A 23591-nucleotide genomic window follows, 5' to 3' on the forward strand; every position below is an offset into this window, starting at 1 on the left:
AGCCGCAGGTCGCCGAACCGCCCCAGGCCAAATTCCAGTCCCAACATCAAACGCTCCGTGAATCATCACTCAACCCACGGAATCAGCAATCAAATCGCCTAGCAAGATGTGTGCATACGAGAGCCGCAAGCGGGGCGAGGTAAAGCAGAGCAATTCCGATCAAACACGGCGACAACGTCACGGCTACAGCGCTTGCAGGCGGCAACCAAACTGCCCATCATCGCGCCAACAACAAACCGGGAGCACGCCGTGGCCAAATCGCAATACAGCTTCAAGACCGCCGTCGAATTGTCGAAGGCGCTGCGCAACAAGCAGGTCTCGGCGGTCGAGCTCGCACAGGACGCGATCGGCCGCATCGAGCGCCACGACGGCAAGGTCAACGCGGTCTGCGTGCGCGATTTCGAGCGCGGCCTCGCCGCTGCGCGCGCCGCTGACGCCGCGATCGCGCGCGGCGAGCACAGGCCGCTGCTCGGCATCCCCATGACGGTGAAGGAATCCTACAACGTCGCCGGATTGCCGACGACCTGGGGTTTCCTGCCACACAAGGACTTTGTCCCGACCGAGGACGCGCTGTCGATTCAGCGCGTGAAGGACGCCGGCGGCGTGATCCTCGGCAAGACCAACGTGCCGGTCGGGCTCGCCGACTGGCAGAGCTACAACGAGGTCTACGGCACCACCAACAACCCCTACGACCTCGGCCGCACACCGGGCGGCTCCTCCGGCGGATCGTCGGCGGCGCTCGCCGCGGGCTACGGCGCGCTGTCGCTCGGCTCGGACATCGGCGGCTCGCTGCGCGTGCCGGCGTTTCATTGCGGCGTCTATGCGCACAAGCCGACCTTCGCGCTGCTGCCGTCGCGCGGCCACACCGCGCCGCCGGCGCCGCCCATCATCTATGAGCGCGACCTTGCGGTGACCGGCCCGATGGCGCGCGGCGCGGCCGACCTGTCGCTGCTGCTCGACGTGATGGCCGCTCCCGATCCGCTCGATGGCGGCAAGGCCTATCGCCTCGACCTGCCGGCGGCGCGCCACGCCAGCCTGAAGGATTTCCGCATCCTCGTCATCGACACCGATCCGGTGCTGCCGACCGACAAGGCGGTTCGCGGCAGCATCGACAAGCTCGCGAGCCACCTCGACAAGGCCGGCGCGAAAATATCGCGTTCGAGCCCGCTGCTGCCGGATTTCGCGGCGTCCTCGCGGCTCTATATGCGGATGCTGCTGTCGTTCCTCGCCGCGACCTTCCCACCGGAGGTCTATGCCGGCGCCTGCGCGGCGGCAGCCGCGCTGCCGGCCAGCGACAACAGCCTGCAGGCCGAACGGCTGCGCGGCATCGCGCTCAGCCACCGCGACTGGGTGCAGGCGACGGTCGCCCGCTCGCGGCTGCGCGCGCAATGGCGCGAGCTGTTCAAATCGTTCGACGCGGTGATCTGCCCGATCATGCCAACGCCGGCCTATCCGCACGATCATGCGCCCGACCAGGAGCAGCGGCGGATATTGATCGACGGCGAGCCTTACATCTACACCGACCAGCTCGCCTGGCCCGGCATCGCGACCCTGCCCGGCCTGCCTTCGACTGCGATCCCGACCGGCTTTGCGCCCGACGGATTGCCGGTCGGCGTGCAGATCGTCGGCTCATGGCTCGAGGACCGCACGCCGCTCAAGCTCGCCGAGCTGATCGAGCACGAATTCGGCGGCTTCGTGCCGCCGAAGATGTTCGATGATTGATCAGCGGTCATTGCAGAGCGACGAAGGGCACCTAACTCTATCGCCGTCACCCTGAGGAGCGCGCCGTTGCGCGCGTCTCGAAGGGTCGACGGCCCGACTGCGGGCCGTGCATCCTTCGAGGCTCGCAAGAGCTCGCACCTCAGGATGACGGTATACAGCGCTCGCGCAGCAATGACGAACAACAGCAACCGGGAGGAAACCAATGAGCAACGATCTCGAGGAGCTCACGAAGCTCAACAAGGACTACGTTGACTCGGTCCAGAACTGCGACGTCAAGCGCTTCGACGAAATTCTGGCGCAGGACTTCTACTGCACCAATCCCGACAAGAGCCTGGTCGACCGCGCTGCCTTCCTGAAGCAGACGGCGATCCCGGTGAAGATCAAGGGGCTGAAGGCCGAGGACGTCAAAATCCGCATCCTCGGCGATTTCGCCATCATCCACGCCCAGACCAGCTACACCAACGCGGACGGTGAGCCGGCGTCCGGCCGCTACACCGATTGCTGGGCGCGGCAGAACGGAAAATGGCTCGCGGTATCCGCGCATGTCGCGCGGTAGTTCGAACCGTCATTGCCGGGCTTGACCCGGCAATCCATCGCCTTCGAAAGATTCATTTGAGGATGGATGCCCGGGTCAAGCCCGGGCATGACGCGCAGCGCGGAATCAGTTGTCGAACATGATCACGCTGCGCAGCGTCTTGCCGGCTTTCATGTTGGCAAAGCCCTCGTTGATTTCAGAGAGCTTCAGCTTGGCCGAGATCCAGTCTTCCAGATGCAGCTTGCCGCGCATGTAGAAGTCGACGAGGCGCGGCATGTCGACGCGGAAGTGGTTGGAACCCATCGACGAGCCCTGGATGCGGCGCTCGCGCAGGAAGTCGAAGCCGTGCAGCTCGATCTTCTGGCCGAACGGGATCATGCCGACGATGGTCGCGGTGCCGCCCGCCGCCAGCATGGCGAAGGCCTGCTCGGCGGTGTCCTTGCGGCCGAGCACCTCGAAGGAGTGCTGCACGCCGCCGCCGGTGAGCTCGCGTACCTGCTGGACCACGTCGCCGCGGGCCGGATCGACGATATCGGTGGCCCCGAGCTTGGTCGCAAGCTGCAGCTTCGCCGGATTGGTATCGATCGCGATGATGCGGCCGGCGCCGGCGATCTGCGCGCCGTTGATCGCGGCCATGCCGACGCCGCCGCAGCCGATCACAGCCACCGTCTCGCCGGCGGTGACCTTCGCGGTGTTCACCACCGCACCATAACCGGTGATGACGCCGCAGCCGATCAGCGCGGCAAGATCGAGCGGCATCTCCTTCTTGATCTTCACGATGGCGTTCTCGTGCACCAGCATCTGCTCGGCGAACGACGACAGATTGAGAAACTGATTCAGCTTCTCCTTCCTGCCCCATGACAGGCGGTTGGAGGCGCCGGGCAGCATCTTCACCGTGGTGTCGGTGCACAGCACGGTGCGGCCGGTGGTGCAATTGTCGCAGGTGCCGCAGAACACCGACAGACAGGTGACGACGTGATCTCCGGGCTTCACGTAATTGACGTCGGAGCCGACCTTCTCAACCACGCCGGCCGATTCATGCCCAAGCACCGCCGGCAGCGGGTGCGGATAGAGGCCTTCCATGAAGTGCAGGTCGGAATGGCAGAGGCCCGCGACCGCGGTGCGGATCAGGACCTCGCGCGGCCCCGGATTGGGCACGCTGACATCCTCGATCACCAGCGGCTGATTGACTTCATGCAGAACGGCGGCCTTCATCGGGGTCTCCCTTGACGTTTTTGATTGTTTGAAAAGTTCGCTCGCGCGGCAGCCTACGCTGCGTCAAGCAATTCGCCAACCTCGGCCATGCCGACCGCGCGATCGCCGAGCAGGTGCTCGGTCATTGTGCGCTGAACGGTATTTTCCGTTAGCCGGAACGGATCGCCCGGCAGCACGCGGTGATCGATCACCATCCGCGACAGCAACAGCCGACGCGCATCGCCGCGCACCTCGTGGATGCGCCCGCCCTCCCACGCCAGCGCGACCGCGCTTGCGACATGATAGAGCAGGCTGGTGGCGCGCCGCGCGTCGCCCTCATTGTCGATGCGGCTCGCCACCTCGCGCGCAAACGCGACCGCACGGTCGCTAAGATCGCGCAGCCGGTTGCGCCAGGCCTGCGGCACATTCGGGCTGTCATCGAGCCGCGCATGCAGATCGGCGGCGAGCGCATTGTCGGCGCCGTGACGTCCGACCGCGCGCTTCAGCGCATCGATCGCGACGATATTGCCGGTGCCCTCCCAGATCGAGCCGAGATGCGCGTCGCGCAGCAGCCGCGGCGTGACGAATTCCTCAATGTAGCCGATGCCGCCGCGCATCTCCATCGCATCGCCGCAGACCTTTCGGGCGTCGCGAGTGGCGCGGAATTTCAGCGTCGGCGTCAGGATGCGGAGCAGCGCCGCGGCGTCCTGGCTGCCGGCCTCGGCGCGGTCGAGCGCGTCAGCGGTCAAAAAGCTCATCGACAGCGCCTGCTCGGTCGGCAGCATGATCTTCATCAACTGCCGCCGCGCCAGCGGCAGGTCGATGATGCGCTGGCCGAACACCACGCGGCCCTTCGCTACGGTGATCGCGTCGTGCCAGGCGCGGCGCATCAGCGCGGTCGATTTCACGCCGTTGGAGAGCCGCGACGAATTCACCATCTCGGCCATCTGCACGAAGCCGCGGTCGAGCTTGCCGACGGCGTAGGCAATCGCGCCATCGAGCTTGATCTCGCCCGAGGCCATCGAGCGGGTGCCGAGCTTGTCCTTCAATCGCACGATCCGATAATAGTTCTGCGAGCCGTCGTCGAGGAAACGCGGCATCAGGAACAGGCCGACGCCGCGGGTGCCCGGCCCGGCGCCTTCCGGTCGCGCCAGCAGCATCACCACCTTGGCATCGGCGTTGGAGCAGAACCACTTCTCGCCGTAGAGCCGCCAGTGGTCGCCCTCCTGCACGGCGCGCGTGGTCAGCGTGCCGACATCGGAGCCGCCCTCCTTCTCGGTCATGAACTGGCCGCCCTGCGTCAGCTTGCTCATGTCGGTCTGGGTCAGGCCGTCGAGATATTTCGCCTTCAACGCCTCGCTGCCGAAATTCGCCAGCAGCTTTGCACAACCGTCGGTGACGTTGATCGGGCAGCCCATGCCGAATTCGGTCTGGTTGAACAGGAAGGTGAAGGCGTGCTTGGCCACGACAGGGTATTTGTCGGGCCAACCCATGATGCCCTTGCGGAGCGACAGCGCGTGAATGCCGAACTCGCCGAACGCGGCCTTCTCGATCTCGCGATAGGCCGGATGATACTCGATGTGCTGCACGTCGCGGCCGAACTTGTCGCGCTGATGCAACACCGGCGTATGCCGATCGGCAAGCCGCGCACATTCGTCGAGATAACCTCCGGCCAATCCACCGAGGCGGTCGAGATGCGGCTCGATATGGCGGAACAATGCATCGGGCAAATGCATCTTCAGAAGGTCTGTCAGCGCCGGATCGGCCCGGTAGAAATTCATTCCCGTCGTGTCGGGCGCCAGCAGGCCCGGTTGGCTGACGGCTGACGTTTTCGGATCCTGCTTGTGCGGCTGCATTGAATTCCCGGCTTCGGTGCTCATTTGTTTGGGCACGACTATCCTCCTCCGGCCGAGCAAAGGAAAGCCCAATGGATATTCCAAAATACAAGATCGCCCTGATCGTCGGTGCCGGCGCGGGCCTCAGCGCCTCGTTGACGCGGCTATTTTCGCGAGAGGGAATTCGCGTGGCACTGGGCGCCCGCAGCATCGAGAAACTCGGCGCGCTCTGCACCGAAACCGGCGCACGCGCCTATGCCTGCGATACCACCAAGGCCGAGGATGTCGAACGGCTGTTCGGCCTTGTCGAGCGCGAGATCGGAACGCCTGATCTCGTGGTCTACAACGCCTCCGGCCGCTCGCGCGGCCCCTTCGTCGAACTCGTGCCCTCAGAGGTCGAGCAGGCGATCGCGGTCTCGGCGTTCGGCGGATTCCTGGTGGCGCAGGAAGCGGCGAAGCGCATGCTGCCCAACAAGAAGGGCGCAATCCTGTTCACCGGCGCTTCCGCCAGCGTGAAGGGCTATGCGCAATCGGCGCCGTTCGCGATGGGCAAGTTCGCCTTGCGCGGCCTCGCGCAGAGCATGGCGCGCGAACTGTCACCGCAGGGCATCCACGTCGCGCATTTCGTGATCGACGGCGGCATCCGCAGCGCCGCCCGCGCCGAGCCCGCCGACCGGCCGGACTCGATGCTCGATCCCGACGCGATTGCACTGAGCTACTGGAACGTGCTGCAGCAGCCGCGCAGCGCCTGGACCTGGGAGCTGGAATTGCGGCCCTGGGTTGAGAAGTTTTGAGATGACGAAGATCCATGTAAGCAGCGTAGGCTGGCGAAACGCCAGCGTGATCAAGATCGCGAGCAAGCTGTGAGGCGGTGCGCACGAGGCTTGGCGCCTTTTGCTCACCGCGTGAAGTAACTTTCACCGTCATTCCGGGATGGTGCGCTAGCACCAGACCCGGAATCTCGAGATTCCGGGCTCGATGCTTCGCATCGCCCCGGAATGACGAAACAAACAGACATGGGGAGCGACGACATGACCGCTGAAATCAAGATCGAGACCGGCACCGACGAACTGCTCTGCGTGATCCGCGATCGCGTCGCCGTCATCACGCTGAACCGCCCGGACGCCCGCAACTCGCTGTCGGACACGCTGACGCCGGCGCTGCGCACCATGATCCGGACCTGCGGCGAGAATCCCGAGGTCGGCGTGCTGCTCGTCACCGGCGCCGGCAAGGCGTTCTGCGCCGGCGGCAACGTCAAGGGCATGGGCGCGCATCGCGACAAAAAGAAGCTCGAAATGTCCTATGAGGACAAGGTCGCGGATTTGCAGGAGCGCCAGCGCTTGCTCACCGGCGCGCTCGCCTCGGTGCGCAAGCCGACCATTGCCGCCCTTCCCGGTCCCGCGGTCGGCGCCGGCCTTGCGATCGCGATGGCCTGCGACATCCGGATCGCGGCTCAATCCGCCTTCATCTCGACCGGTTACCTGCGCGTGGCGCTGAGCGGCGATTACGGCATGGCCTGGCTGTTGACGCGGCTTGTCGGCACCTCGCGTGCCCGCGAGCTGATGTTCACTTCGGAGAAGGTCGACGCCGCGAGATGCGAGCAGATCGGCCTCGTCAACCGCGTGGTGCCGGACGAGTCGCTGCAGGACGAGGCCTTTGCGCTGGCGAAGTCGATCGCCGAAGGCCCGACGCTTGCGCTGCGCTACATGAAGGACAATCTCGACGAGGCGCTGCAATTCGACTTCGCCACCGCGCGCGACCACGAGGCCGAGCGGCTGATCCGCCTCACCACGACAGCCGATCACAAGGAGGCCGTGCAGGCCTTCATCGAGAAGCGCAAGCCGGTGTTTCGGGGGAGTTGATCCCAGTTCAGCGTCCCGTCATTGCCGGGCTTGACCCGGCAATCCATCGCAAGGGAATGCCTTTGCTTGATGGATGCGCGGGTCAAGCCCGCGCATGACGATCTCGTAGCCCGGATGCAGCGCAGCGCAATCCGGGATCGGTCTCACCGCGGACGCAGTCTCCCCGGATTGCGCTTCGCTTCATCCGGGTTACGGGCTGCCGCGCGAAAAATCCACGAACGCCCGCAGCGCGGCCAGCAATTGGCGGCGGCTGGGGTAATAGAGGAAGAACCCGGGATAGGCCGGGCACCAGTCGGCCAGCACGCGTACCAGTTTTCTTTTGGCGATCAGCGCCTCGACCTGCGCCTCGAACACATAGGCCAGCCCTGCCCCCTCGAGCGCCGCATCGACCATCAGATCCTGGTCGTTCAGCGTCAGCGGCCCCGCGACATCGATATCGACCTCGATGCCGCCGCGCTCGAACTCCCAGCGATAGATCGCGCCAGAGGTGAAGCGGTAGCGAATGCAGGGCAGGCCTTTCAGGTCGTGCGGCGTCACCGGCGGCTTGTGGGTCCTGAAATAGGCCGGCGAGCCGACCACGGCAAAGCGATGCCGCGGCCCGATCGGCACGGCAATCATGTCGGCAGCAATGGTCTCGCCGAACCGCACGCCGGCATCGAAACCTGCGGCGACCATGTCGATCAACGCGTCGTTGATCATGATCTCGACGTTGATATCAGGAAACGCCTTCAGGAAGCGCGTGACGATCGGCAGCAGCACCAGTTGCGCCGACTGGCGCGCCGCGGTGAAGCGCAGCGTGCCCACCGGCCGTCCGCGAAAATTGTTGAGATCCTCCAGCGCATCGTCGATGTCGCGAAACGCCGGACTGATCCGCGCGAACAGAAGCTCCCCGGCCTCGGTCAGCGCCACGCTGCGCGTGGTGCGGTTGATCAGGCGCAGATCAAGCCGCTCCTCGATGTTGCGCAGCGCATGCGACAGCGCCGAGGCGGACACGCCAAGCTCGGTCGCCGCCGCGCGAAAACTCTTGTGGCGGGCGATGGCGAGGAAGGTGGCGAGGTCGGACGGATCGATCCGCATTGATGAATTTTTCTCAGTAGCTTGAGGAATTCATAGCGGATTATCTCAATTATGGCGAGGCGCTATCCCTTCGCCCATCAGCCCGGCAGCGCGCCGGGCCTTCCAGGAAAGGGCAAGATCATGCGTGTCTGGTTCATCACAGGAGCTTCGAGGGGATTCGGTGCCCTGATCGCGGAAGCCGCGCTCAAGGCCGGCGATGCGGTGGTGGCCACCGCCCGCGATCCCGCAACCGTCACCGCCCGCCTCGGCCAGCATGAGCAGCTGCTGGCCACCAGGCTCGACGTCACCAGCGAGGCCGAGGCCCACGCCGCGGCCGGCGAGGCGGTCAAAAAGTTCGGCCGCATCGATATCCTGATCAACAATGCGGGCTACGGCCTGCTCGGCGCGATCGAGGAGGCCAGCGCAGCGGAGACCCAGCGGCTGTTCGGCACAAATGTGTTCGGCCTGCTCGGCGTCAGCCGCGCGGTGCTGCCGCATATGCGCCGGCAACGCTCGGGCCACATCATCAACATCTCCTCGGTCGGCGGCTACACCGGCTATCCCGGCTGGGGTGTCTATGGCGCGACCAAGTTCGCGGTGGAAGGCATCAGCGAGGCGCTGGCCGCCGAAGTCGCGCCGCTCGGCATCAAGGTGACAGTGGTCGAGCCGGGCTTCTTCCGCACCGACTTCCTCGACGAGAGTTCGCTGTCGCGCACCGCGCATCAGATCGAGGATTATCATGCGAGCGTCGGCAAGACCCGCACCGCCGCCGCCGATTTCAACCACGGCCAGCGCGGCGATCCGCGCAAGCTCGCCGGCGCGATCCTCAAGCTCGTCAACGCCGACAGCCCGCCGCTGCGGCTGCCGCTCGGCAGCGACACCGTGGAGCGGATCGAGACCAAGAATGCGTTCGTCGCGAGGGAGCTCGCGGAATGGCGGACGGTGGCGACGTCGACGGATTTTACGGAGTAGTTTGATCCATCATTGCCGGGCTTGACCCGGCAATCCATCGAAAGAAGCGCTTTCGCTCGATGGATGCGCGGGTCAAGCCCGCGCATGACGAGCGGAAATCGCGGCAAAAGCACGGGCTATAGAAAAGGGCCCGGTTCTGGAGGGGCCAGAACCGGGCCTAGTCAGTCAAACCGCAAGCGAGGACATCGCGGCCAAGCGGGAAGTGGCGGCAAGCCGCCAGCTGGCACAGGGAATGTCTTGCGGTTCGACGTGGATCTCTTTCACGAAGCGCACCAGCTTCCAGTCGCCGGGGCTCTGGGTGAAGGCGTAGCCCGACTTGCGGGCGAGGCCGATCATCGTTGCATTGGAACGCAGCGTGTCGCCGAAGATGCGTTCGGCTCCGAAGGACGCCGCACGGCATTCGAGATTCTTCAGCAACGCCTTGCCAATGCCGTGGCCCTGCCACCGGTCATCGATCGACAGGCCGAACTCGACGCTCGACGTATCGGCATGGAAGGCGTAGCGGGCTTCGCCGACGATGGTCTCAAAGCCATCGACCAGCATCGTCGCGACCACCGTGAACCGGTCAGCCTCGCCGACATGGATGAAACGCTCGAGCTCCGTCTTCGGCAGCTCGCTCAACGCGCCCAGGAAGCGGTTGTAACGGGACCCCGCGGAGAGCGAGCGGATGTAGCTCTGCAGCTCCTCGCGGTCGCGCGGCTCGACGAAGCGCACCTTGACCTCGCTGCCGTTCTTGGCGCGCAGCACGTCAGAGTATTGCTTGAGATCGTCGAGATGCAGCGCAACCATGACACGCTCCTCGGGTGAAGAAATTAGCCGGCGCCCCTCGATCGAGGCGACGCCAGCGGTGGCGTCCTTCTCAGGCCCGCCAGAACGGCTTCTCGGTCTCGAACACGATGTCGCTGCGGGACATGCCGATGTCGTGCAGGTCGCGCTCGGTCCACTGCGACAGCTCGCGGCGGCGCTCGTAGCGCTCCCACCAGACATGCAGCGTCTCGCCGACCTGGTTCAGCAATCCGGGGGTATGATGATTTGTCATCGGTTCATGGGTGAAAATGGACATCTGCGGCTCCTGTCGGTAACCTGTTGGCGGTAATATCTGAGCTATTCGACCCGCCCACAAACGACACTTTGTACCGTTTCGCATGAATTAAAGTCATGTATTTGGAGGCGCCCCAGAGATGACCAGCCGCCTGCCTTCGCTGAATGGCCTGAGGGCGTTCGAGGCCGCCGCACGGCGTATGAGCTTCACCCTGGCGGCGTCCGAACTGAACGTGACGCAGACCGCGATCAGCCATCAGATCCGGCGGCTGGAGGAGGAGCTCGGCGTCCGCCTGTTCGTCCGCCAGAACCGCTCGCTGAGCCTGACGCCGGAGGCTGCCGAATACCTTCCCGGCGTGCGCGCCGCCTTCAACGACCTCAGGCTCGCCACCGATCGCCTGCTGCGCAGGGACGACGATCACGTGCTGACCGTCTCGACGCTGGCATCGCTTGCCGCCAAATGGCTACTGCCGCGGCTGTCGGCCTTCCAGGAGGCGCATTCCGGCATCGACGTTCGCATCACCACCTCGACCAGCCTGGTCGACTTCCAGCGCGACAAGGTCGATGCGGCGATCCGCTATGGCCGCGGCCAATGGGCGGGCCTGCGTGCCGATTGGTTGATGGCGGATGAACTGTTTCCGGTGTGCAGCCCGTCGCTGTTGCAGGGAACCAGACCGCTGAAATGCCCTGAAGACCTCAGGGATCACACGCTCCTCCACACCAGCAACGCCAACAGCGACGACTGGCGGCTGTGGCTGACCGCGGCGGGGCTGCCGACCGATATTTCCAAGCAGCCCGGCGTCACCTTCGACCTGCTGTTCGTGACGATCCAGGCCGCGATCGACGGCATCGGCATCGCGATGGGCCGCACCTCCTATGTGCAGGACGACATCGCCAAGGGCCGCCTCGTGGTTCCCTTCAAGATCGCGCTGCCGGCCGACGCCGGCTTCTACCTGGTTTCGCCGCAGGGACGCGCCGATACGCCAAAGCTCTCCGCGTTCCGGAGCTGGCTCGGCACAACGGCGCACGCCGCGCCTTGATGCGCCGCACGCGACGGCCGGGGCTTCGGCCCTACCAGAGCCGAAGCGCCAGATCGTTGTTTTGACAAGGTTTCTTCGCGCGAAACGGTATCCCCTTCGCTCGAGACGCTCCCTGCGGTTTCCACCTACGGCTTTTTTCCCATAGCCCCCCGCGTGATTTCGGGTTGGTCGCGCCGGACAGGCGTGCCAAATTGCCGCACATGGCAGTTAACTGCTTTGGCCGGCGAGACAATTTGCGCCGGCCGTTTTTGTCACGGGGAGGAAAGGGCGTTATGTCGCAGTCGAGTTCATCGCAAGTCCCGCAGATCAAATCGCGTCTTGGCGCCATCCTGCGCGCGACCAGCGGCAATTTCCTCGAGCAGTTCGACTTCTTCCTGTTCGGCTTCTATGCCCAGGCGATTGCGAAGGCCTTCTTCCCCTCCGAGAACGAGACCGCGGCGCTGCTCAACGCGTTCGGCGTGTTCTGGCTCGGCGCCCTGATGCGCCCGGTCGGCGCCGTCGTGCTCGGCGCCTATATCGACCGCATCGGCCGCCGCAAGGGCCTGATCGTGACGCTGTCGATCATGGCTATCGGCACCGTGGTGATCGCGCTCTGCCCGAGCTATGCGACCATCGGCATTGCGGCGCCGATCATCGTGCTGATCGCGCGCCTGCTGCAGGGCTTCTCCGCCGGCGTCGAGCTCGGCGGCGTCTCGGTCTATCTCGCGGAGATCGCCACGCCCGGCAATCGCGGCTTCTACACCTCGTTCCAGTCGGCGAGCCAGCAGGTCGCGATCTTCGTCGCCTCGATCCTCGGCTTCGTCCTCAGCGAGAGCATGCCGGCCGCGACCGTGGCCTCCTGGGGCTGGCGCATCCCGTTCTTCGTCGGCTGCCTGATCATCCCGGTGATCTTCTTCCTGCGCCGGACGCTGGAGGAGACCCCGGCGTTCCTCGCGATGAAGAAGCATCCGACCGCAAGCGAGGTGTTCGCCTCGGCGATCGCGAACTGGCGCATCGTCGTGCTCGGCATGATGATCGCGGTGCTGACCACCACCACCTTCTACTTTGTCACGGTCTATACGCCGACCTTCGGCAAGACCGTGCTGAAGCTCTCGACCCAGGATGCGCTGCTGGTGACGCTGCTGGTTGCGGTGACCAATTTCATCTGGAATCCGGTCGGCGGCGCGGTGTCCGACCGGATCGGCCGCAAGCCGGTGCTGCTGGCGATCGCCGGCCTGTCCCTCATCACGGCCTATCCGGCGCTGCACTGGCTGGTGACCAATCCCTCGTTCGGCAAGATGCTGGCGGTCGAGATGATGTTCTCGTTCTATTTCGGCGTCTACAGCGGCACCATGCTGGGCTGCCTGGTCGAGATCGTGCCGGCGCATGTCCGCACCACCTGCTTCTCGCTGGCCTTTGCGCTGGCGGCGGGGCTGTTCGGCACCTTCACGCCGTTCGCCTCGACCTGGCTGATCCAGCAGACCGGCGACAAGGCTTCGCCCGGCTACTGGCTGATGTGCGCCGCAGCTCTCGGCATCGTCGCCGCGCTGATCGTCTATCGTGGCGGCCAGACCATCGAGCAGCGCGAGACGGTTGCGGCCTGATATTCCACTTCGCGGCCGGGCGGGCTCGCTGGGCATGACTTCTCCGGAAAATCGCGACACGCTTTTCCGGATCATGCTCATGCGCCCGGCCGTGTTGCTTTCCATGCTAACAACGATAACAAGAGCGCATGGTTGATCTGACGCGCAGGTTCGACGTGCTGGTGATCGGCGGCGGCAACGCCGCGCTCTGCGCTGCGATCAGCGCACGGCGCGCCGGCGCCTCGGTGCTGGTGCTGGAAGGCGCCCCGAAATTCTATCGTGGCGGCAACACCCGCCACACCCGCAACATGCGCTGCGCCCATGACGCGGCGACCGAGATCCTCACCGGTCCCTACACCGAGGAGGAATTCTGGAAGGATTTGCTGCTGGTGACCGGCGGCCAGACCGACGAGGAACTGGCCCGCTTCATGATCCACGAATCCAAGGACATCCTGAACTGGATCGTCGAGCAGGGCGTGCGCTGGCAGCCGTCGCTCGGCGGCACGCTGAGCCTTGGCCGCACCAACTCGTTCTTCCTCGGCGGCGGCCGCGCGATGCTGAACGCGCTCTATCGCACCGCCGAGGAACTCGGCGTCGACATCCTCTACGATGCCGAGGTCATCGACCTCGCGATCGAGGACGGCATGTTCCTTTCGGCGCAGCTGAAGCAGCCGGTCGGCGGCAAGACCGAAGTCCGCGCCTCGACCCTGGTTGCGGCCGCCGGCGGCTTCGAGGCCAACATCGATTGGCTGAAGGAATCCTGGGGCGATGCGGCCGACAATTTCCTGATCCGCGGCACGCCCTATAATCGCGGCGCGATCCTCAAGATGCTGCTCGCCAAGGGCGTGCAGGAGATCGGCGATCCGACGCAATGCCATGCGGTGGCGATCGACGCCCGCGCACCGAAATTCGACGGCGGCATCATCACGCGTCACGACTCGGTGGTGTTCGGCATCGTCGTCAACAAGCATGCCGAGCGCTTCTACGACGAGGGCGAGGACATCTGGCCGAAACGCTATGCGATCTGGGGCCGCCTGGTCGCCGCGCAGCCGGACCAGATCGCCTACATCATCTTCGACTCGACCGTGGTGACGAGCTTCATGCCGACGCTGTTTCCGCCGATCGCGGGCGCGACGATTGCCGAGCTCGCCGGCAAGCTCGAGCTCGACGCGGCCGCGCTGGAAAAGACCATCACCGAGTTCAACGCCGCGGTGCAGCCCGGCACCTTCGACCACACCGTCCTCGACGACTGCGCTACCCAAGGCATCACGCCACCGAAGACGCATTGGGCGCGCCGGATCGAGACGCCGCCCTATCTCGCCTATCCGGTGCGGCCCGGCATCACCTTCACCTATCTCGGCACCCGCGTGAACAGGGAGGCGCGGATACTGATGAAGGACGGCAAACCGTCCGCCAACATGTTCGCCGCCGGCGAGATCATGGCCGGCAACGTGCTCGGCAAGGGCTATGCCGCCGGCATCGGCATGACCATCGGCAGCGTGTTCGGCCGCGTCGCCGGCCGGGAAGCAGCCAAGAATGCGCGGAACTGAAGGCGGGACTGACGCGATGCACGGGACGAGGATCTTGCAGGAAGCCGACCGTCTGATGACGGTGTGCAATTCCTGCCGCTATTGCGAGGGCCTGTGCGCGGTGTTTCCCGCGATGGAGATGCGTCGCGCCTTCTCCGACGGCGATCTCAACTACCTCGCCAACCTCTGCCATAGCTGCGGCGCCTGCTACACCGACTGCCAGTTCTCGCCGCCGCACGAATTCAACGTCAATGTGCCGAAGACGCTGGCGGTCGCGCGCGCCGAATCCTATGCCGCCTATGCCTGGCCGCGCGCCTTTGCCGGCGCATTCGCGCGCAACGGCCTCGTCATCAGCCTGATCGCAGCGCTCAGCGTCGCCGCCTTCATCTTCGGCTTCGCCGCGGTCAATGATCGCGGCGTGCTCACAGGCATCCACACCGGTCCCGGCGCGTTCTACAAACTGATGCCGCACAATGCGATGGCGCTGCTGTTCGGCGCCGCCCTGCTCTACGCGATCCTGGCGCTGGTGATGGGCGTGCGCGCGTTCTGGCGCGACATCGGCGAGCCGGTCGGCATGACGACGGATGCGAAGGCACTGTTGCAGGCGGTCCGCGACGCCGGCGAGCTGCGCTATCTCGACGGCGGCGGTGTCGGCTGCTTCAACGAGGACGACCAGCCGACCGACCGCCGCAAGCTGTATCACCACTTCACCTTCTACGGCTTCATCCTGTGCTTCGCCGCGACCTGCGTCGGCACGCTGTATCACTACCTCTTGGCGCGCGAGGCACCTTATGCGTGGTGGGATTTGCCCGTCGTGCTCGGCACGCTCGGCGGCATCGGGCTCGTGGTCGGTCCGCTCGGACTCCTGTCGGAGAAATGGAAGCGCGACCGCGTGCTGGTCGACGAACAGCGCATGGGCATGGACACCGCGTTCATCCTGATGCTGTTCCTGACCAGCATCACCGGCCTCGCCTTGCTGCTGTGGCGCGAGACCGCCGCGATGGGCCCGCTGCTGGCGCTGCATCTCGGCGTGGTGTTCGCGCTGTTCATCACCATGCCCTACGGCAAATTCGTGCACGGCATCTACCGCTTTGTCGCGCTGGTGCGCTACGCGCGCGAACGGCAGATGATGGCGGAATGAATGGTGGTGGGTTAACGCAGCGTAGCGCGGCTTACGCACTCATCCTGCATCGGGCTTTGTCGCCAGGGCACAGAACCACTCATTTGTCTCGACCAGCCGAGCCTGCGTGAAGCCGGCTGCTGCCAGCTGTTCCGCCACCCCTTCCTTGGGCTGTCCGGAGTAACGCGTAAAGCCGAGTGCGATCCTGCCGCCCGGCTTCATCACGCGCCGGACCTCCCGTAGCCCGGCGACGGCGTCCGGCCAGACTTGCATCGAGTTGATCGCCAGCGCCGCATCGAAGCTGTCCGCATCGAATGGCATGCGCTCCACCGAGCCAAGCCAAAGCTCGACACGACCATCCTCGATCGCGGCCGCGTTCCGGGCGCGAGCTTGCCCGACCATCTCCTGCGACGGATCGATGCCCGCGACGCGTCCCGCCGGCACCAATGTCGACAGGCGTTGAAGGACGACGCCCGGACCAAACCCGACTTCGAGCACGCTGTCGTCAGGTCCGACCTCAAGGCGATCTGCGACCCACGCGCCGCAATCGGCATTGGTGCGCGCCATGATCATGCCGCCGAGCCTCCCCAGCAGGCCCCGGGGACGGCCAAACGCTCGCAAGAGGATGCTTTGCATGACGCTCACCGATTGCCATCTCCGGTGAACAGGATTTCGGGACGGTCGCGGCTACAGATCCACCACCACGTAGTCGCTCTCCACCGCAACCTTGATGGTCTCGGCGACATACGGCCCCTTCACCACATTGGTACCCGGCTCGACGCTGACCGGATAGGCACGCACGCGGAAGCGGCGCGGATCGCAATAGGACTGGCCGGTGCGGATGTCGAACTCCCAGCCGTGCCAGGGGCAGCGCAGGATCTCGCCGAGCTTGGTGTATTCGATCTCGCCGGGGTCCGACGACGACGCGAGCCCGATCAGCGGCCCCTCGCACAGCGCCGCGCCCTGATGCGGGCAACGGTTCAGCAGGCCGAAGAACTCGCCCTTGACGTTGAAGACGGCGATGGGCCGTCCGTCGATCTCGAGGAATTTTCGCGAGCCCGGAGGCAGTTCGTCCACCGGGGCGATCACATGCCGCGCCATCAATCGTTCTCACGCATGATCTGATTCGAAAAACCGGTTCCCACTTTTTCGGATCATGCGATACCGTACAGCTGCTTGGCGTTGTCGAGATAGAACGCCTGGCGATTGGCATCGCTGACGCCGGCCGGCAGCACGCGCGACGGCTCGTCGTAATCCCAATGCGGGTAATCGGTCGCGAACAGCAGCCTGTCCCAGCCGATCCACTCGATGGTCTGGAACAGATGGTCGCGGCTCTCCGGATCCTCCATCGGCTGCGTCGTCCACCAGATGTGGTCGCGGATATATTCCGACGGCTTGCGCTTCAGATGCGGCACCTCGGCATGCAGCCGCGAAAGCACCTTGTCGAGCCGCCAGGCCAGCGACGGCGCCCAACCGAAGCCGGCCTCGACCATCACCATCTTCAGTTTCGGGAAGCGCTCGAACACGCCCTCGAGCACGAGGCTCGCCAGCGCGGTCTGCTGGCACTGCGAATGCCCGACCATCTCCTCGATATAGTAGCTCGGCCACCCCGACGCGGTAATCGGGTTGCCGCCGAAGCCGAAGGCGTGCACACCGATCGGAAGGCCGGCTTCCTGTGCCGCCTCATAGATCGGCCAGTAACGGCGCTGGCCGAGCGGCTCGACATTGCGGCTGAGCAGCAGCACCTGGACGAAATTTGTGTCGCCCGCGCGCTTGCGGATTTCGGCGGCGGCCGACATGCCATCCTCATTGGCGACGACGACCGAGCCTTTCAGGCGCGAATCCTTGCTGGTCCATTTCTCGATCTGCCAGTCGTTGATTGCCGAACAGATCGCGCCGGCGAGATCCTGGTTGCGGATGCCCTGTCCGGTGTTGAGCGGGTTGAGCACGCCGAGCGCGACATTGTTGGGATCGAGGTGCTGCTTCTGCATGAAGGACAGCGACGAGCCCTGCGGGCCGCCTTCCGGCGGATAGGCATCGCGGCGCGACGCATTCGGCTGCGCCTTCGGATAGGGCGGGCCTCCCATCATGCCCTGATAGGCATGGACGCCGAAGGTCTCGAGATGCGCATGCCAGCGCTTTTCGAGATAAGGATACAATTCATCCTTGGTGGCGCGGGCCGGATGGATGTCGCAGTCGGCGATCGCGGTCTTGATGCTGGTCGGCGATGCGGTTTCGGGACGCTCGCGGAGCTGGATGTTCATGGCGTCATCTCCTTCACCTTGAGCCGGCCATAGGTCGCATGCGGATTATCGATCATGATCTTGCGTACCAGATCCTGCGACAGCCCGTGCGGCAGCACCTCGTCACCGTCGAACTGCCAATGCGGATAATCTGACGAGAATAGGATCAATTCGTCCGACTGCATATGGTCGAACAGGCGGTTCAGCGTGTCTCCGTCCGGCGGCGCATCGACCGGCTGCAGCGAGAAGCGGATGTTGCTGCGCACAATCTCCAGCGGCGCACGGTCGACCCACGGGGTCTCCATGCGGACGCCGCGCCAGAACTTGTGCAGCCGCCACAGGAATGGCGACAGCCAGGTGAAGCCGGACTCCAGCATCACCATTTTCAGGTTCGGATGGCGCGCGAACACGCCCTCGACGATCAGGCTGGTGAGCTGGGTCTGGAACGCCTGCGCCTGCGCAACATAATCCTCGATGTGATAGGAGCCCCAGCCGACCGAGGTCGGCGGATTGTGATAGGCGCTGCCGGCATGGATGCCGACCGGCAGGCCGAGCCGTTCCGCCGCGGCGTAGATCGGCCAGTAGTGCCGCTTGCCAAGCGGCATGTCGCCCATCACCAGCATCAGCACCTGCACGAAGCGCTTGTCCTGCGCACAGCGCTCGATCTCGGCGACCGCCTTTTCGATGCTCTGCACCGGGATCACGATCGAGCCGCGCAGGCGATCGTCCTTGTCGAGCCATTCCTTGACCAGCCAGTCGTTCAGCGCGCGGCAGAACGCATCGGCCATGTCCTCGGAGAACACCATCTGCACGCCATAGAGCGGATTGCAGATGCCGTAGGCCGTGCCGAACCTGTCGAGCGCCTGATGCTGCATGTCCGCAAGGCTCGAGCCCGGCTTGCCTTGCGCTGGACGCCAGTCCGGCCGCGACGAGATCGGCGAATTGGTCGGATAGGATTGCGAGATCAGGTCGGTCATGCCGCGCGTCGTCACCTGGTCGCGCCAGTAGTCGTTCATGTACGGCAGCAGGCTGGTGAGGTGAGGTACGGCGGGATGCAGATCGCAATCCACGCCGCCCGCGATCGGCGACGTCATGATGTTTCCTCCGCGCACGCTCTCACGACAAGCTTGTCGGGCGGCGCTTGGTTCTTGTCTTGCATTCAATCAGGCCATGCCGCGACCTGCAACTCGGCAAGGGCCTGCGTGCTGTGCTAGGAAGGCAGGACGCCCCACGGGATTTTCATGGCAAGCAACGAGAAAGAAGGCCGATGAACGCGCTCACATCCATCGCCGAACAGGTCGCCGCAAAGCTGATCGCGAACAAGCAGACGATTGCGGTCGCGGAATCCTCGACCGGCGGACTGATCTCCGCATCGCTGCTCGCGGTTCCCGGCGCGTCGGCCTATTTCCTCGGCGGCGGCGTGATCTACACCCGCGACGCGCGGCGTGCGCTGATGGACATTCCCGACGACGCCATGCGCGGCATCCGCTCGGCATCGGAACCCTACGCGGAATTGCTGGCGCGGCAGATCCGCGAGCGCCTCGCGACCGATTGGGGATTGTCGGAGACCGGTGCCGCCGGCCCGACCGGCAACCGCTACGGCGATGCCGCCGGCCACAGCTGCATGGCGGTCGCAGGCCCCCGCCAGCAGGTGATCACGCTGGAGACCGCGAGCAGCGACCGGCAGGCGAACATGCAGGCATTTGCGAAGGCGGCGCTGGAGCTGTTGTTGAAGAATCTCGAACGGTGACTTCGTAGCCCGGATGAAGCGAAGCGCAATCCGGGACGACTTCATCCGCTGCGCGACTGTTCCCGGATTTCGCTGCGCTTCATCCGGGCTACAAGAGCAGCGCGCGGCTCACTTCTCGCGGAACGAGCGCATGAACTGGTCGCTCATCGGCTTCATCAGGTAGGACAGCATGGTGCGGTCGCCGGTCTGGACGAAGGCTTCCACCGGCATGCCCGGGATGATCTTCACCTCGCTGCCGAGGCGCGCGACTTCTTCCGGCGGCATCGAGACGCGGATGGTGTAATAGCTCTGCCCGGTGCGCTGGTCGGTGGTGACGTCGGCGGAGACGCGGGTGACGACGCCGTTCAGCTCCGGCGTGGTGCGCTGGTTGAAGGCGGAGAGCCGCAGCACGGTCTTCTGTCCGACCTGCAGCTTGTCGATGTCCTGCGGATTGACCTTGGCTTCGACCGACAGATCGTCCGCCTTCGGCACGATCATCATGATGGCGTCGCCCGCGGTGATGACGCCGCCGACGGTGTGCACGGTCGACTGCAACACCACGCCGTCCTGCGGCGCGCGGATATCGATGCGGCGGAGCTGATCCTCGGCGGTCACCTTACGCTCGACGAACTCGCCGATCTTGTCGTTGGTCTCGCGCAGGTCCTTCGAGACCTCTGCCAGCATGTCCTTGTCGACCTGGATGATCTGCAACTCGGTCTCGGTGATCTTGCCCTTGGCCTGCGCGCGCGAGGCGATGTACTGCGCGCGCTCGCCGGAGAGCCGCGCCGCGTCGCGCTCGAGCGTGGTCAGGCGGGTCAGCTGCACCAGATGCTGCTCATAGAGCTGGCGGACGCCGACCAGCTCCTGCTGCACCAGCGCGATCTCCTTGTCCTTGGCGCTCTCCTGCGCCTGCAGGCCGGAGATCTCCTCGTTGAGCTGGGTGACGCGCTCGCGCAACTGCGCCTTCTGGCCGGTGCGGCCGTTGACGCGAACCTCGAACAGCTTGGTTTCGCTCGCCATGATGTCGCGAACGTCCGGATCCTTGGCCTGCTCGAGCAGCTGCGGCGGGAAGGTGATCTTGTCGCGGCCCTGCTGCTCGGCCTCGAGCCGGGCCGCGCGCGCATAAAGACCGTTCAGCGTCTTGACCACGATCGCAAGGCTGGCCTTCACGACGGTCTCGTCGAGGCGCACGACGATGTCGCCCGCCTTGACCACGTCGCCGTCGCGCACCCGCACCTCGCCGACCACGCCGCCGGTCGGATGCTGCACCTTCTTGACGTTGGATTCGACCACCACCGAGCCCGGCGCGATCAACGCGCCCGAGATCGGTACCGTTGCGGCCCAGCCGCCGACACCCCCGCCGAGAATCAGAACCACGGCAAGGCCGACGATCAGATGCTTGCGGATCGAGCGATGGGCATTGCGCGGTTGATCGGTCATGACTTGGCGGCTCCCGCATCCGCGACGATCTTGATCGGCGTCGGCACCGGCGGCGCGGCACGCTGCAGCACCTGTGCGAGCACGGCCTCCTTCGGCCCGAAGGTCTGCATGCGGCCGTCCTTCAGCACCAGCAGATGGTCGACGCCCTCGATGCCGATCGGCCGGTGCGCAACCACAATGACGACCGCGCCGCGCTCGCGGGCGCCGCGCACCGCGCGGGTCAGCGCCTCGTCGCCTTCGCTGTCGAGATTGGAGTTCGGCTCATCCAGCACGATCAGGAACGGGTTGCCGTACAGCGCCCGCGCCAGCGCCACGCGCTGCGCCTGGCCCGCAGAGAGCGCGGTGCCCTGCTCGCCGACCTGGGTGTCGTAGCCCTCGCGCATCTTGATGATCATCTCATGCACGCCGGCCTCCTTGGCGGCCGCGATGATGCCGTCGGACTTGGCGTCGGGATCGAACCGGCAGATGTTCTGGGCGACCGTACCGGCAAACAGTTCGACGTCCTGCGGCAAATAGCCGACGTGGCGCCCCAATTGGTCGGACGACCATTGGTCGAGCGCGGCGCCGTCGAGCCGTACCTTGCCCCGCGCCGGCATCCAGACGCCGACCAGCGCCCGGATCAGCGACGACTTGCCGGAGCCGCTCGGGCCGATCACGCCGACGCCGCTGCCGGCTTCGACGGCGAAGGTGATGTCCTGCACGATGGCGCGCTGGTCGCCCGGCGCGACCATGGTCACGGCCTCGACCGAAAGCTTCTTCTCCGGCGCCTCCAACAGCGTCTGCTCGGGCCGCGCCGGAATTTGCTGCAGCAGGCGGTTGAGCCGCTGCCAGCTCTGCCGCGCGGCGACGAAGCCCTTCCAATGCGCGATCGCGAGATCGACCGGCGCCAGTGCCCGCGCGCTCAGGATCGAGCCGGCGATGATGATGCCGCCGGTGGCCTCCTGATGGATCACGAGATAGGCGCCGACCGCGAGCACGGCGGACTGCAGCATCATGCGCAGCACCTTGGCGACCGCGCCGAGCCCGCCGGTGACGTCGCTCGCACGCTGGTTGCCGGACAGATATTCCTCGTTGGCCTCGTTCCAGCGCCTGTTCATGCGGCCGGCCATGCCCATCGCCACCAGCACTTCGGCATTGCGGCGGCTGGAGGCGGCAAGATCGTTGCGCCGCGCCGCCAGCGTCATCGCTTCCTTGGCCGGCGTGCGCGACAAGTATTCGGTGATCAGCGTCAGCGTTACCAGGATGATCGCGCCGATCAGCGCCGTAACGCCAAGCAGCCAATGGAAGGCAAAGCAGATCACCATGTAGAACGGCAGCCAGGGCAGATCGAAGAACGCGCCGGGACCCATGCTGCCGAGGAAAGAGCGCACATTGTCGAGGTCGCGCAGCGGCTGCAGGCCTTCGCTGCGATTGCCGGCCATCAGCGGCAGCCGCACGACGGTGTCGAACACCCGCGCATTGAGCGCTTCGTCGAGCGATGTGCCGACGCGGCCGAGGATCCGTCCGCGCAGCAGGTCGAGCACGCCCTGAGCCATGTAGAGGACCGCGGCGATGACCACGAGGCCGACCAGGGTCGGAACGCTGCGGCTCGGCAGCACCCGGTCGTAGACTTGCAGCATGAACATCGAACCTGTCAGGTAGAGCAGGTTGATCATGCAACTGATGAGGCCGACGCCGATAAAGGCGCTGCGGCAAGCGCGCAGCGCCTCAGCCAGTTCGGAACGCCGGACAGCGGGCGCGGCTGCCATAAAAACTGATCTCTGCAAAACAAAAGGGTTACGTGATCGCCACGTTGTATAGACGTTTGCGACCACCGTCCATTTTAAGTCGCGTGAACCAAAGCATGGTTCGCGGCCTCATTTTGTGATTGCACCGACAGTTGACGGAATAAATTAGGGTTAACCGGCGGCGGAACCCTAGCCTCGCGCGGGCGCGCTTCCCGGAAGCGGCACGAGAATGACCGACATCGAGACCCGGCCGATCTCGCCATCCACATCGAGCAGCACCCCGCTGCCGACGCCGAGCCCGGCCTCCGGGCGCCAGCGCGCATCGGCGCGAACGCCGATCCAGGCGCCTCGCGGTGGCCTGAACAGCTGCACCGCGAGGTTCGGATTGGGGTCGGCCACCACGTTCTGGACGGGCCGCGCGATGCCGTGGGTCCAGTCAGCCGGGCCGAGCACCCGCGCCAGCGGACCGGCGCCCGCCATGACGGCGTGATGCAAGCGAAACCAGGCGGTATCGCCGCCGGCACGGGCTTCCATCGCATCCATGAACCAGCTGCGGCCATGGACCGCGTGTGGGCTGCGCAACGGAAACACCGTGGGATCCACCGGATCGGCTGCGCTCCCGTAAAATCCCGGGACCTCGACGGCACGCTCGCGCGACAGCGTCACGCGTACCGTCGCGCAGGGTTGCTCCTCACCGGCCGGCCAGAGCGTGTTGTCGACGACACTGACCCGGCCGCCTTCGGTCACCACGGTGACGTGCGTGCGCAGTTCCGCCATTGGCGTCGGCCGCAGGAACCAGGCCGCCGCCGAGATCGCGGTGCCCCAATTGCGCGCGCCGGCCATGGCCTCGACCTCGCCAGTCAGCAGGCTTGCGACCGCCCCGCCCTGAAGGCCTGTGAACGGCCCGGCCGCCAGCGCCGCCGGCTTCCAGTGATGGGACGTGGCGAGCGGTTCGAAGATGGCCAAGGCGAATGATCCCCTGAG

22 protein-coding genes are annotated in these 23591 nt (G+C 65.4%); 10 read left to right on the forward strand and 12 right to left on the reverse strand.

What is annotated here, in order from left to right:
* Window positions 1-249 precede the first annotated feature (249 nt).
* Both I6F38_RS32640 and I6F38_RS32645 read left to right on the forward strand, forming a co-directional pair.
* Window positions 250-1722: an amidase gene (locus I6F38_RS32640; RefSeq protein ID WP_225163309.1), complete on the forward strand. Its 1473-nt coding sequence runs from the start codon at window positions 250-252 to the stop codon at window positions 1720-1722.
* A 202-nt stretch (window positions 1723-1924) separates the two neighbouring features.
* The gene (locus tag I6F38_RS32645) at window positions 1925-2278 is read left to right on the forward strand and encodes a nuclear transport factor 2 family protein (RefSeq protein WP_225163310.1); all 354 of its coding nucleotides are present in this window, start codon (window positions 1925-1927) and stop codon (window positions 2276-2278) included.
* A gap of 105 nt (window positions 2279-2383) precedes the next feature.
* Here I6F38_RS32645 and I6F38_RS32650 read toward each other — a convergent pair whose 3' ends face one another.
* Window positions 2384-3472, reverse strand: coding sequence for a Zn-dependent alcohol dehydrogenase (locus I6F38_RS32650; RefSeq protein WP_225163311.1), 1089 nt, complete (start codon window positions 3470-3472; stop codon window positions 2384-2386).
* A gap of 53 nt (window positions 3473-3525) precedes the next feature.
* The gene (locus tag I6F38_RS32655) at window positions 3526-5307 is read right to left on the reverse strand and encodes an acyl-CoA dehydrogenase family protein (RefSeq protein WP_225163342.1); all 1782 of its coding nucleotides are present in this window, start codon (window positions 5305-5307) and stop codon (window positions 3526-3528) included.
* Between the two features lie 71 nt (window positions 5308-5378).
* Here I6F38_RS32655 and I6F38_RS32660 point away from each other — a divergent pair, with 71 nt between their 5' ends.
* Both I6F38_RS32660 and I6F38_RS32665 read left to right on the forward strand, forming a co-directional pair.
* The gene (locus tag I6F38_RS32660) at window positions 5379-6080 is read left to right on the forward strand and encodes an SDR family NAD(P)-dependent oxidoreductase (protein WP_092085284.1); all 702 of its coding nucleotides are present in this window, start codon (window positions 5379-5381) and stop codon (window positions 6078-6080) included.
* A 237-nt stretch (window positions 6081-6317) separates the two neighbouring features.
* A complete protein-coding gene (locus tag I6F38_RS32665) occupies window positions 6318-7148 on the forward strand; it encodes an enoyl-CoA hydratase (RefSeq protein WP_225163312.1) in 831 nt (276 codons plus the stop codon).
* 189 nt (window positions 7149-7337) lie between these two features.
* Here I6F38_RS32665 and I6F38_RS32670 read toward each other — a convergent pair whose 3' ends face one another.
* Entirely contained in the window at window positions 7338-8225 is an 888-nt protein-coding gene (locus I6F38_RS32670; RefSeq protein ID WP_225163313.1) for a LysR family transcriptional regulator, read from the reverse strand.
* A gap of 120 nt (window positions 8226-8345) precedes the next feature.
* Here I6F38_RS32670 and I6F38_RS32675 point away from each other — a divergent pair, with 120 nt between their 5' ends.
* The gene (locus tag I6F38_RS32675) at window positions 8346-9176 is read left to right on the forward strand and encodes an oxidoreductase (RefSeq protein ID WP_225163343.1); all 831 of its coding nucleotides are present in this window, start codon (window positions 8346-8348) and stop codon (window positions 9174-9176) included.
* A gap of 165 nt (window positions 9177-9341) precedes the next feature.
* On the opposite strand, the gene I6F38_RS32680 is transcribed toward I6F38_RS32675, so the two are convergent.
* Together I6F38_RS32680 and I6F38_RS32685 are read right to left on the reverse strand one after the other, a co-directional pair.
* Window positions 9342-9965 (reverse strand): GNAT family N-acetyltransferase, encoded by a 624-nt coding sequence (locus tag I6F38_RS32680; protein ID WP_168858646.1) that lies wholly within the window; start codon window positions 9963-9965, stop codon window positions 9342-9344.
* Between the two features lie 70 nt (window positions 9966-10035).
* Window positions 10036-10239 (reverse strand): DUF1127 domain-containing protein, encoded by a 204-nt coding sequence (locus I6F38_RS32685; RefSeq protein ID WP_076832566.1) that lies wholly within the window; start codon window positions 10237-10239, stop codon window positions 10036-10038.
* 118 nt (window positions 10240-10357) lie between these two features.
* On the opposite strand from I6F38_RS32685, the gene I6F38_RS32690 reads away from it, so the two are divergent.
* The 4 genes from I6F38_RS32690 (at window position 10358) to tcuB (ending at window position 15489) form a co-directional block, all read left to right on the forward strand.
* Window positions 10358-11257 (forward strand): transcriptional regulator GcvA, encoded by a 900-nt coding sequence (locus tag I6F38_RS32690; RefSeq protein ID WP_225163314.1) that lies wholly within the window; start codon window positions 10358-10360, stop codon window positions 11255-11257.
* Window positions 11258-11529: 272 nt separating this feature from the next.
* Complete coding sequence (locus I6F38_RS32695; RefSeq protein ID WP_016846804.1) at window positions 11530-12840, forward strand: MFS transporter; 1311 nt, start codon at window positions 11530-11532, stop codon at window positions 12838-12840.
* Between the two features lie 137 nt (window positions 12841-12977).
* Entirely contained in the window at window positions 12978-14369 is a 1392-nt protein-coding gene (gene tcuA, locus I6F38_RS32700) for an FAD-dependent tricarballylate dehydrogenase TcuA (RefSeq protein ID WP_276573526.1), read from the forward strand.
* A 16-nt stretch (window positions 14370-14385) separates the two neighbouring features.
* Complete coding sequence (gene tcuB, locus I6F38_RS32705) at window positions 14386-15489, forward strand: tricarballylate utilization 4Fe-4S protein TcuB (RefSeq protein ID WP_225163316.1); 1104 nt, start codon at window positions 14386-14388, stop codon at window positions 15487-15489.
* Window positions 15490-15528: 39 nt separating this feature from the next.
* On the opposite strand, the gene I6F38_RS32710 is transcribed toward tcuB, so the two are convergent.
* The 4 genes from I6F38_RS32710 to I6F38_RS32725 are packed head-to-tail and all read right to left on the reverse strand — an operon-like array spanning window position 15529 to window position 18805.
* Entirely contained in the window at window positions 15529-16104 is a 576-nt protein-coding gene (locus I6F38_RS32710) for a class I SAM-dependent methyltransferase (protein ID WP_225163317.1), read from the reverse strand.
* Between the two features lie 51 nt (window positions 16105-16155).
* Window positions 16156-16569 (reverse strand): Rieske (2Fe-2S) protein, encoded by a 414-nt coding sequence (locus I6F38_RS32715; RefSeq protein WP_016846808.1) that lies wholly within the window; start codon window positions 16567-16569, stop codon window positions 16156-16158.
* Window positions 16570-16622: 53 nt separating this feature from the next.
* On the reverse strand, window positions 16623-17732 hold the full coding sequence (locus I6F38_RS32720; protein WP_225163318.1) for an amidohydrolase family protein: 1110 nt from the start codon (window positions 17730-17732) through the stop codon (window positions 16623-16625).
* Window positions 17729-18805, reverse strand: coding sequence for an amidohydrolase family protein (locus I6F38_RS32725; RefSeq protein ID WP_225163319.1), 1077 nt, complete (start codon window positions 18803-18805; stop codon window positions 17729-17731). Before I6F38_RS32725 ends, I6F38_RS32720 begins: the two co-directional genes overlap by 4 nt.
* A 173-nt stretch (window positions 18806-18978) precedes the next feature.
* On the opposite strand from I6F38_RS32725, the gene I6F38_RS32730 reads away from it, so the two are divergent.
* The gene (locus I6F38_RS32730) at window positions 18979-19461 is read left to right on the forward strand and encodes a CinA family protein (protein WP_225163320.1); all 483 of its coding nucleotides are present in this window, start codon (window positions 18979-18981) and stop codon (window positions 19459-19461) included.
* Window positions 19462-19569: 108 nt separating this feature from the next.
* On the opposite strand, the gene I6F38_RS32735 is transcribed toward I6F38_RS32730, so the two are convergent.
* The 3 genes from I6F38_RS32735 to I6F38_RS32745 form a co-directional block, all read right to left on the reverse strand.
* The gene (locus tag I6F38_RS32735; RefSeq protein WP_225163321.1) at window positions 19570-20880 is read right to left on the reverse strand and encodes an HlyD family type I secretion periplasmic adaptor subunit; all 1311 of its coding nucleotides are present in this window, start codon (window positions 20878-20880) and stop codon (window positions 19570-19572) included.
* Entirely contained in the window at window positions 20877-22628 is a 1752-nt protein-coding gene (locus tag I6F38_RS32740) for a type I secretion system permease/ATPase (protein WP_225163322.1), read from the reverse strand. Before I6F38_RS32740 ends, I6F38_RS32735 begins: the two co-directional genes overlap by 4 nt.
* Before the next feature lie 168 nt (window positions 22629-22796).
* Window positions 22797-23573: an acyl-CoA thioesterase domain-containing protein gene (locus tag I6F38_RS32745; RefSeq protein WP_225163323.1), complete on the reverse strand. Its 777-nt coding sequence runs from the start codon at window positions 23571-23573 to the stop codon at window positions 22797-22799.
* Window positions 23574-23591: the final 18 nt, after the last annotated feature.

It is taken from the genome of Bradyrhizobium sp. BRP56 (assembly GCF_020194035.1).
Lineage (GTDB): Bacteria > Pseudomonadota > Alphaproteobacteria > Rhizobiales > Xanthobacteraceae > Bradyrhizobium > Bradyrhizobium australafricanum.

Bases quoted from the DNA above. Each gene is read 5' to 3' on its own strand.
- I6F38_RS32645 (WP_225163310.1), top strand. From the start codon at position 1,925: ATGAGCAACGATCTCGAGGAGCTCACGAAGCTCAACAAGGACTACGTT.
- I6F38_RS32650 (WP_225163311.1), bottom strand. From the start codon at position 3,472: ATGAAGGCCGCCGTTCTGCATGAAGTCAATCAGCCGCTGGTGATCGAG.
- I6F38_RS32655 (WP_225163342.1), bottom strand. From the start codon at position 5,307: ATGCAGCCGCACAAGCAGGATCCGAAAACGTCAGCCGTCAGCCAACCG.
- I6F38_RS32660 (WP_092085284.1), top strand. From the start codon at position 5,379: ATGGATATTCCAAAATACAAGATCGCCCTGATCGTCGGTGCCGGCGCG.
- I6F38_RS32665 (WP_225163312.1), top strand. From the start codon at position 6,318: ATGACCGCTGAAATCAAGATCGAGACCGGCACCGACGAACTGCTCTGC.
- I6F38_RS32670 (WP_225163313.1), bottom strand. From the start codon at position 8,225: ATGCGGATCGATCCGTCCGACCTCGCCACCTTCCTCGCCATCGCCCGC.
- I6F38_RS32675 (WP_225163343.1), top strand. From the start codon at position 8,346: ATGCGTGTCTGGTTCATCACAGGAGCTTCGAGGGGATTCGGTGCCCTG.
- I6F38_RS32680 (WP_168858646.1), bottom strand. From the start codon at position 9,965: ATGGTTGCGCTGCATCTCGACGATCTCAAGCAATACTCTGACGTGCTG.
- I6F38_RS32685 (WP_076832566.1), bottom strand. From the start codon at position 10,239: ATGTCCATTTTCACCCATGAACCGATGACAAATCATCATACCCCCGGA.
- I6F38_RS32690 (WP_225163314.1), top strand. From the start codon at position 10,358: ATGACCAGCCGCCTGCCTTCGCTGAATGGCCTGAGGGCGTTCGAGGCC.
- I6F38_RS32695 (WP_016846804.1), top strand. From the start codon at position 11,530: ATGTCGCAGTCGAGTTCATCGCAAGTCCCGCAGATCAAATCGCGTCTT.
- tcuB (WP_225163316.1), top strand. From the start codon at position 14,386: ATGCACGGGACGAGGATCTTGCAGGAAGCCGACCGTCTGATGACGGTG.
- I6F38_RS32710 (WP_225163317.1), bottom strand. From the start codon at position 16,104: ATGCAAAGCATCCTCTTGCGAGCGTTTGGCCGTCCCCGGGGCCTGCTG.
- I6F38_RS32715 (WP_016846808.1), bottom strand. From the start codon at position 16,569: ATGGCGCGGCATGTGATCGCCCCGGTGGACGAACTGCCTCCGGGCTCG.
- I6F38_RS32720 (WP_225163318.1), bottom strand. From the start codon at position 17,732: ATGAACATCCAGCTCCGCGAGCGTCCCGAAACCGCATCGCCGACCAGC.
- I6F38_RS32725 (WP_225163319.1), bottom strand. From the start codon at position 18,805: ATGACGTCGCCGATCGCGGGCGGCGTGGATTGCGATCTGCATCCCGCC.
- I6F38_RS32730 (WP_225163320.1), top strand. From the start codon at position 18,979: ATGAACGCGCTCACATCCATCGCCGAACAGGTCGCCGCAAAGCTGATC.
- I6F38_RS32735 (WP_225163321.1), bottom strand. From the start codon at position 20,880: ATGACCGATCAACCGCGCAATGCCCATCGCTCGATCCGCAAGCATCTG.
- I6F38_RS32740 (WP_225163322.1), bottom strand. From the start codon at position 22,628: ATGGCAGCCGCGCCCGCTGTCCGGCGTTCCGAACTGGCTGAGGCGCTG.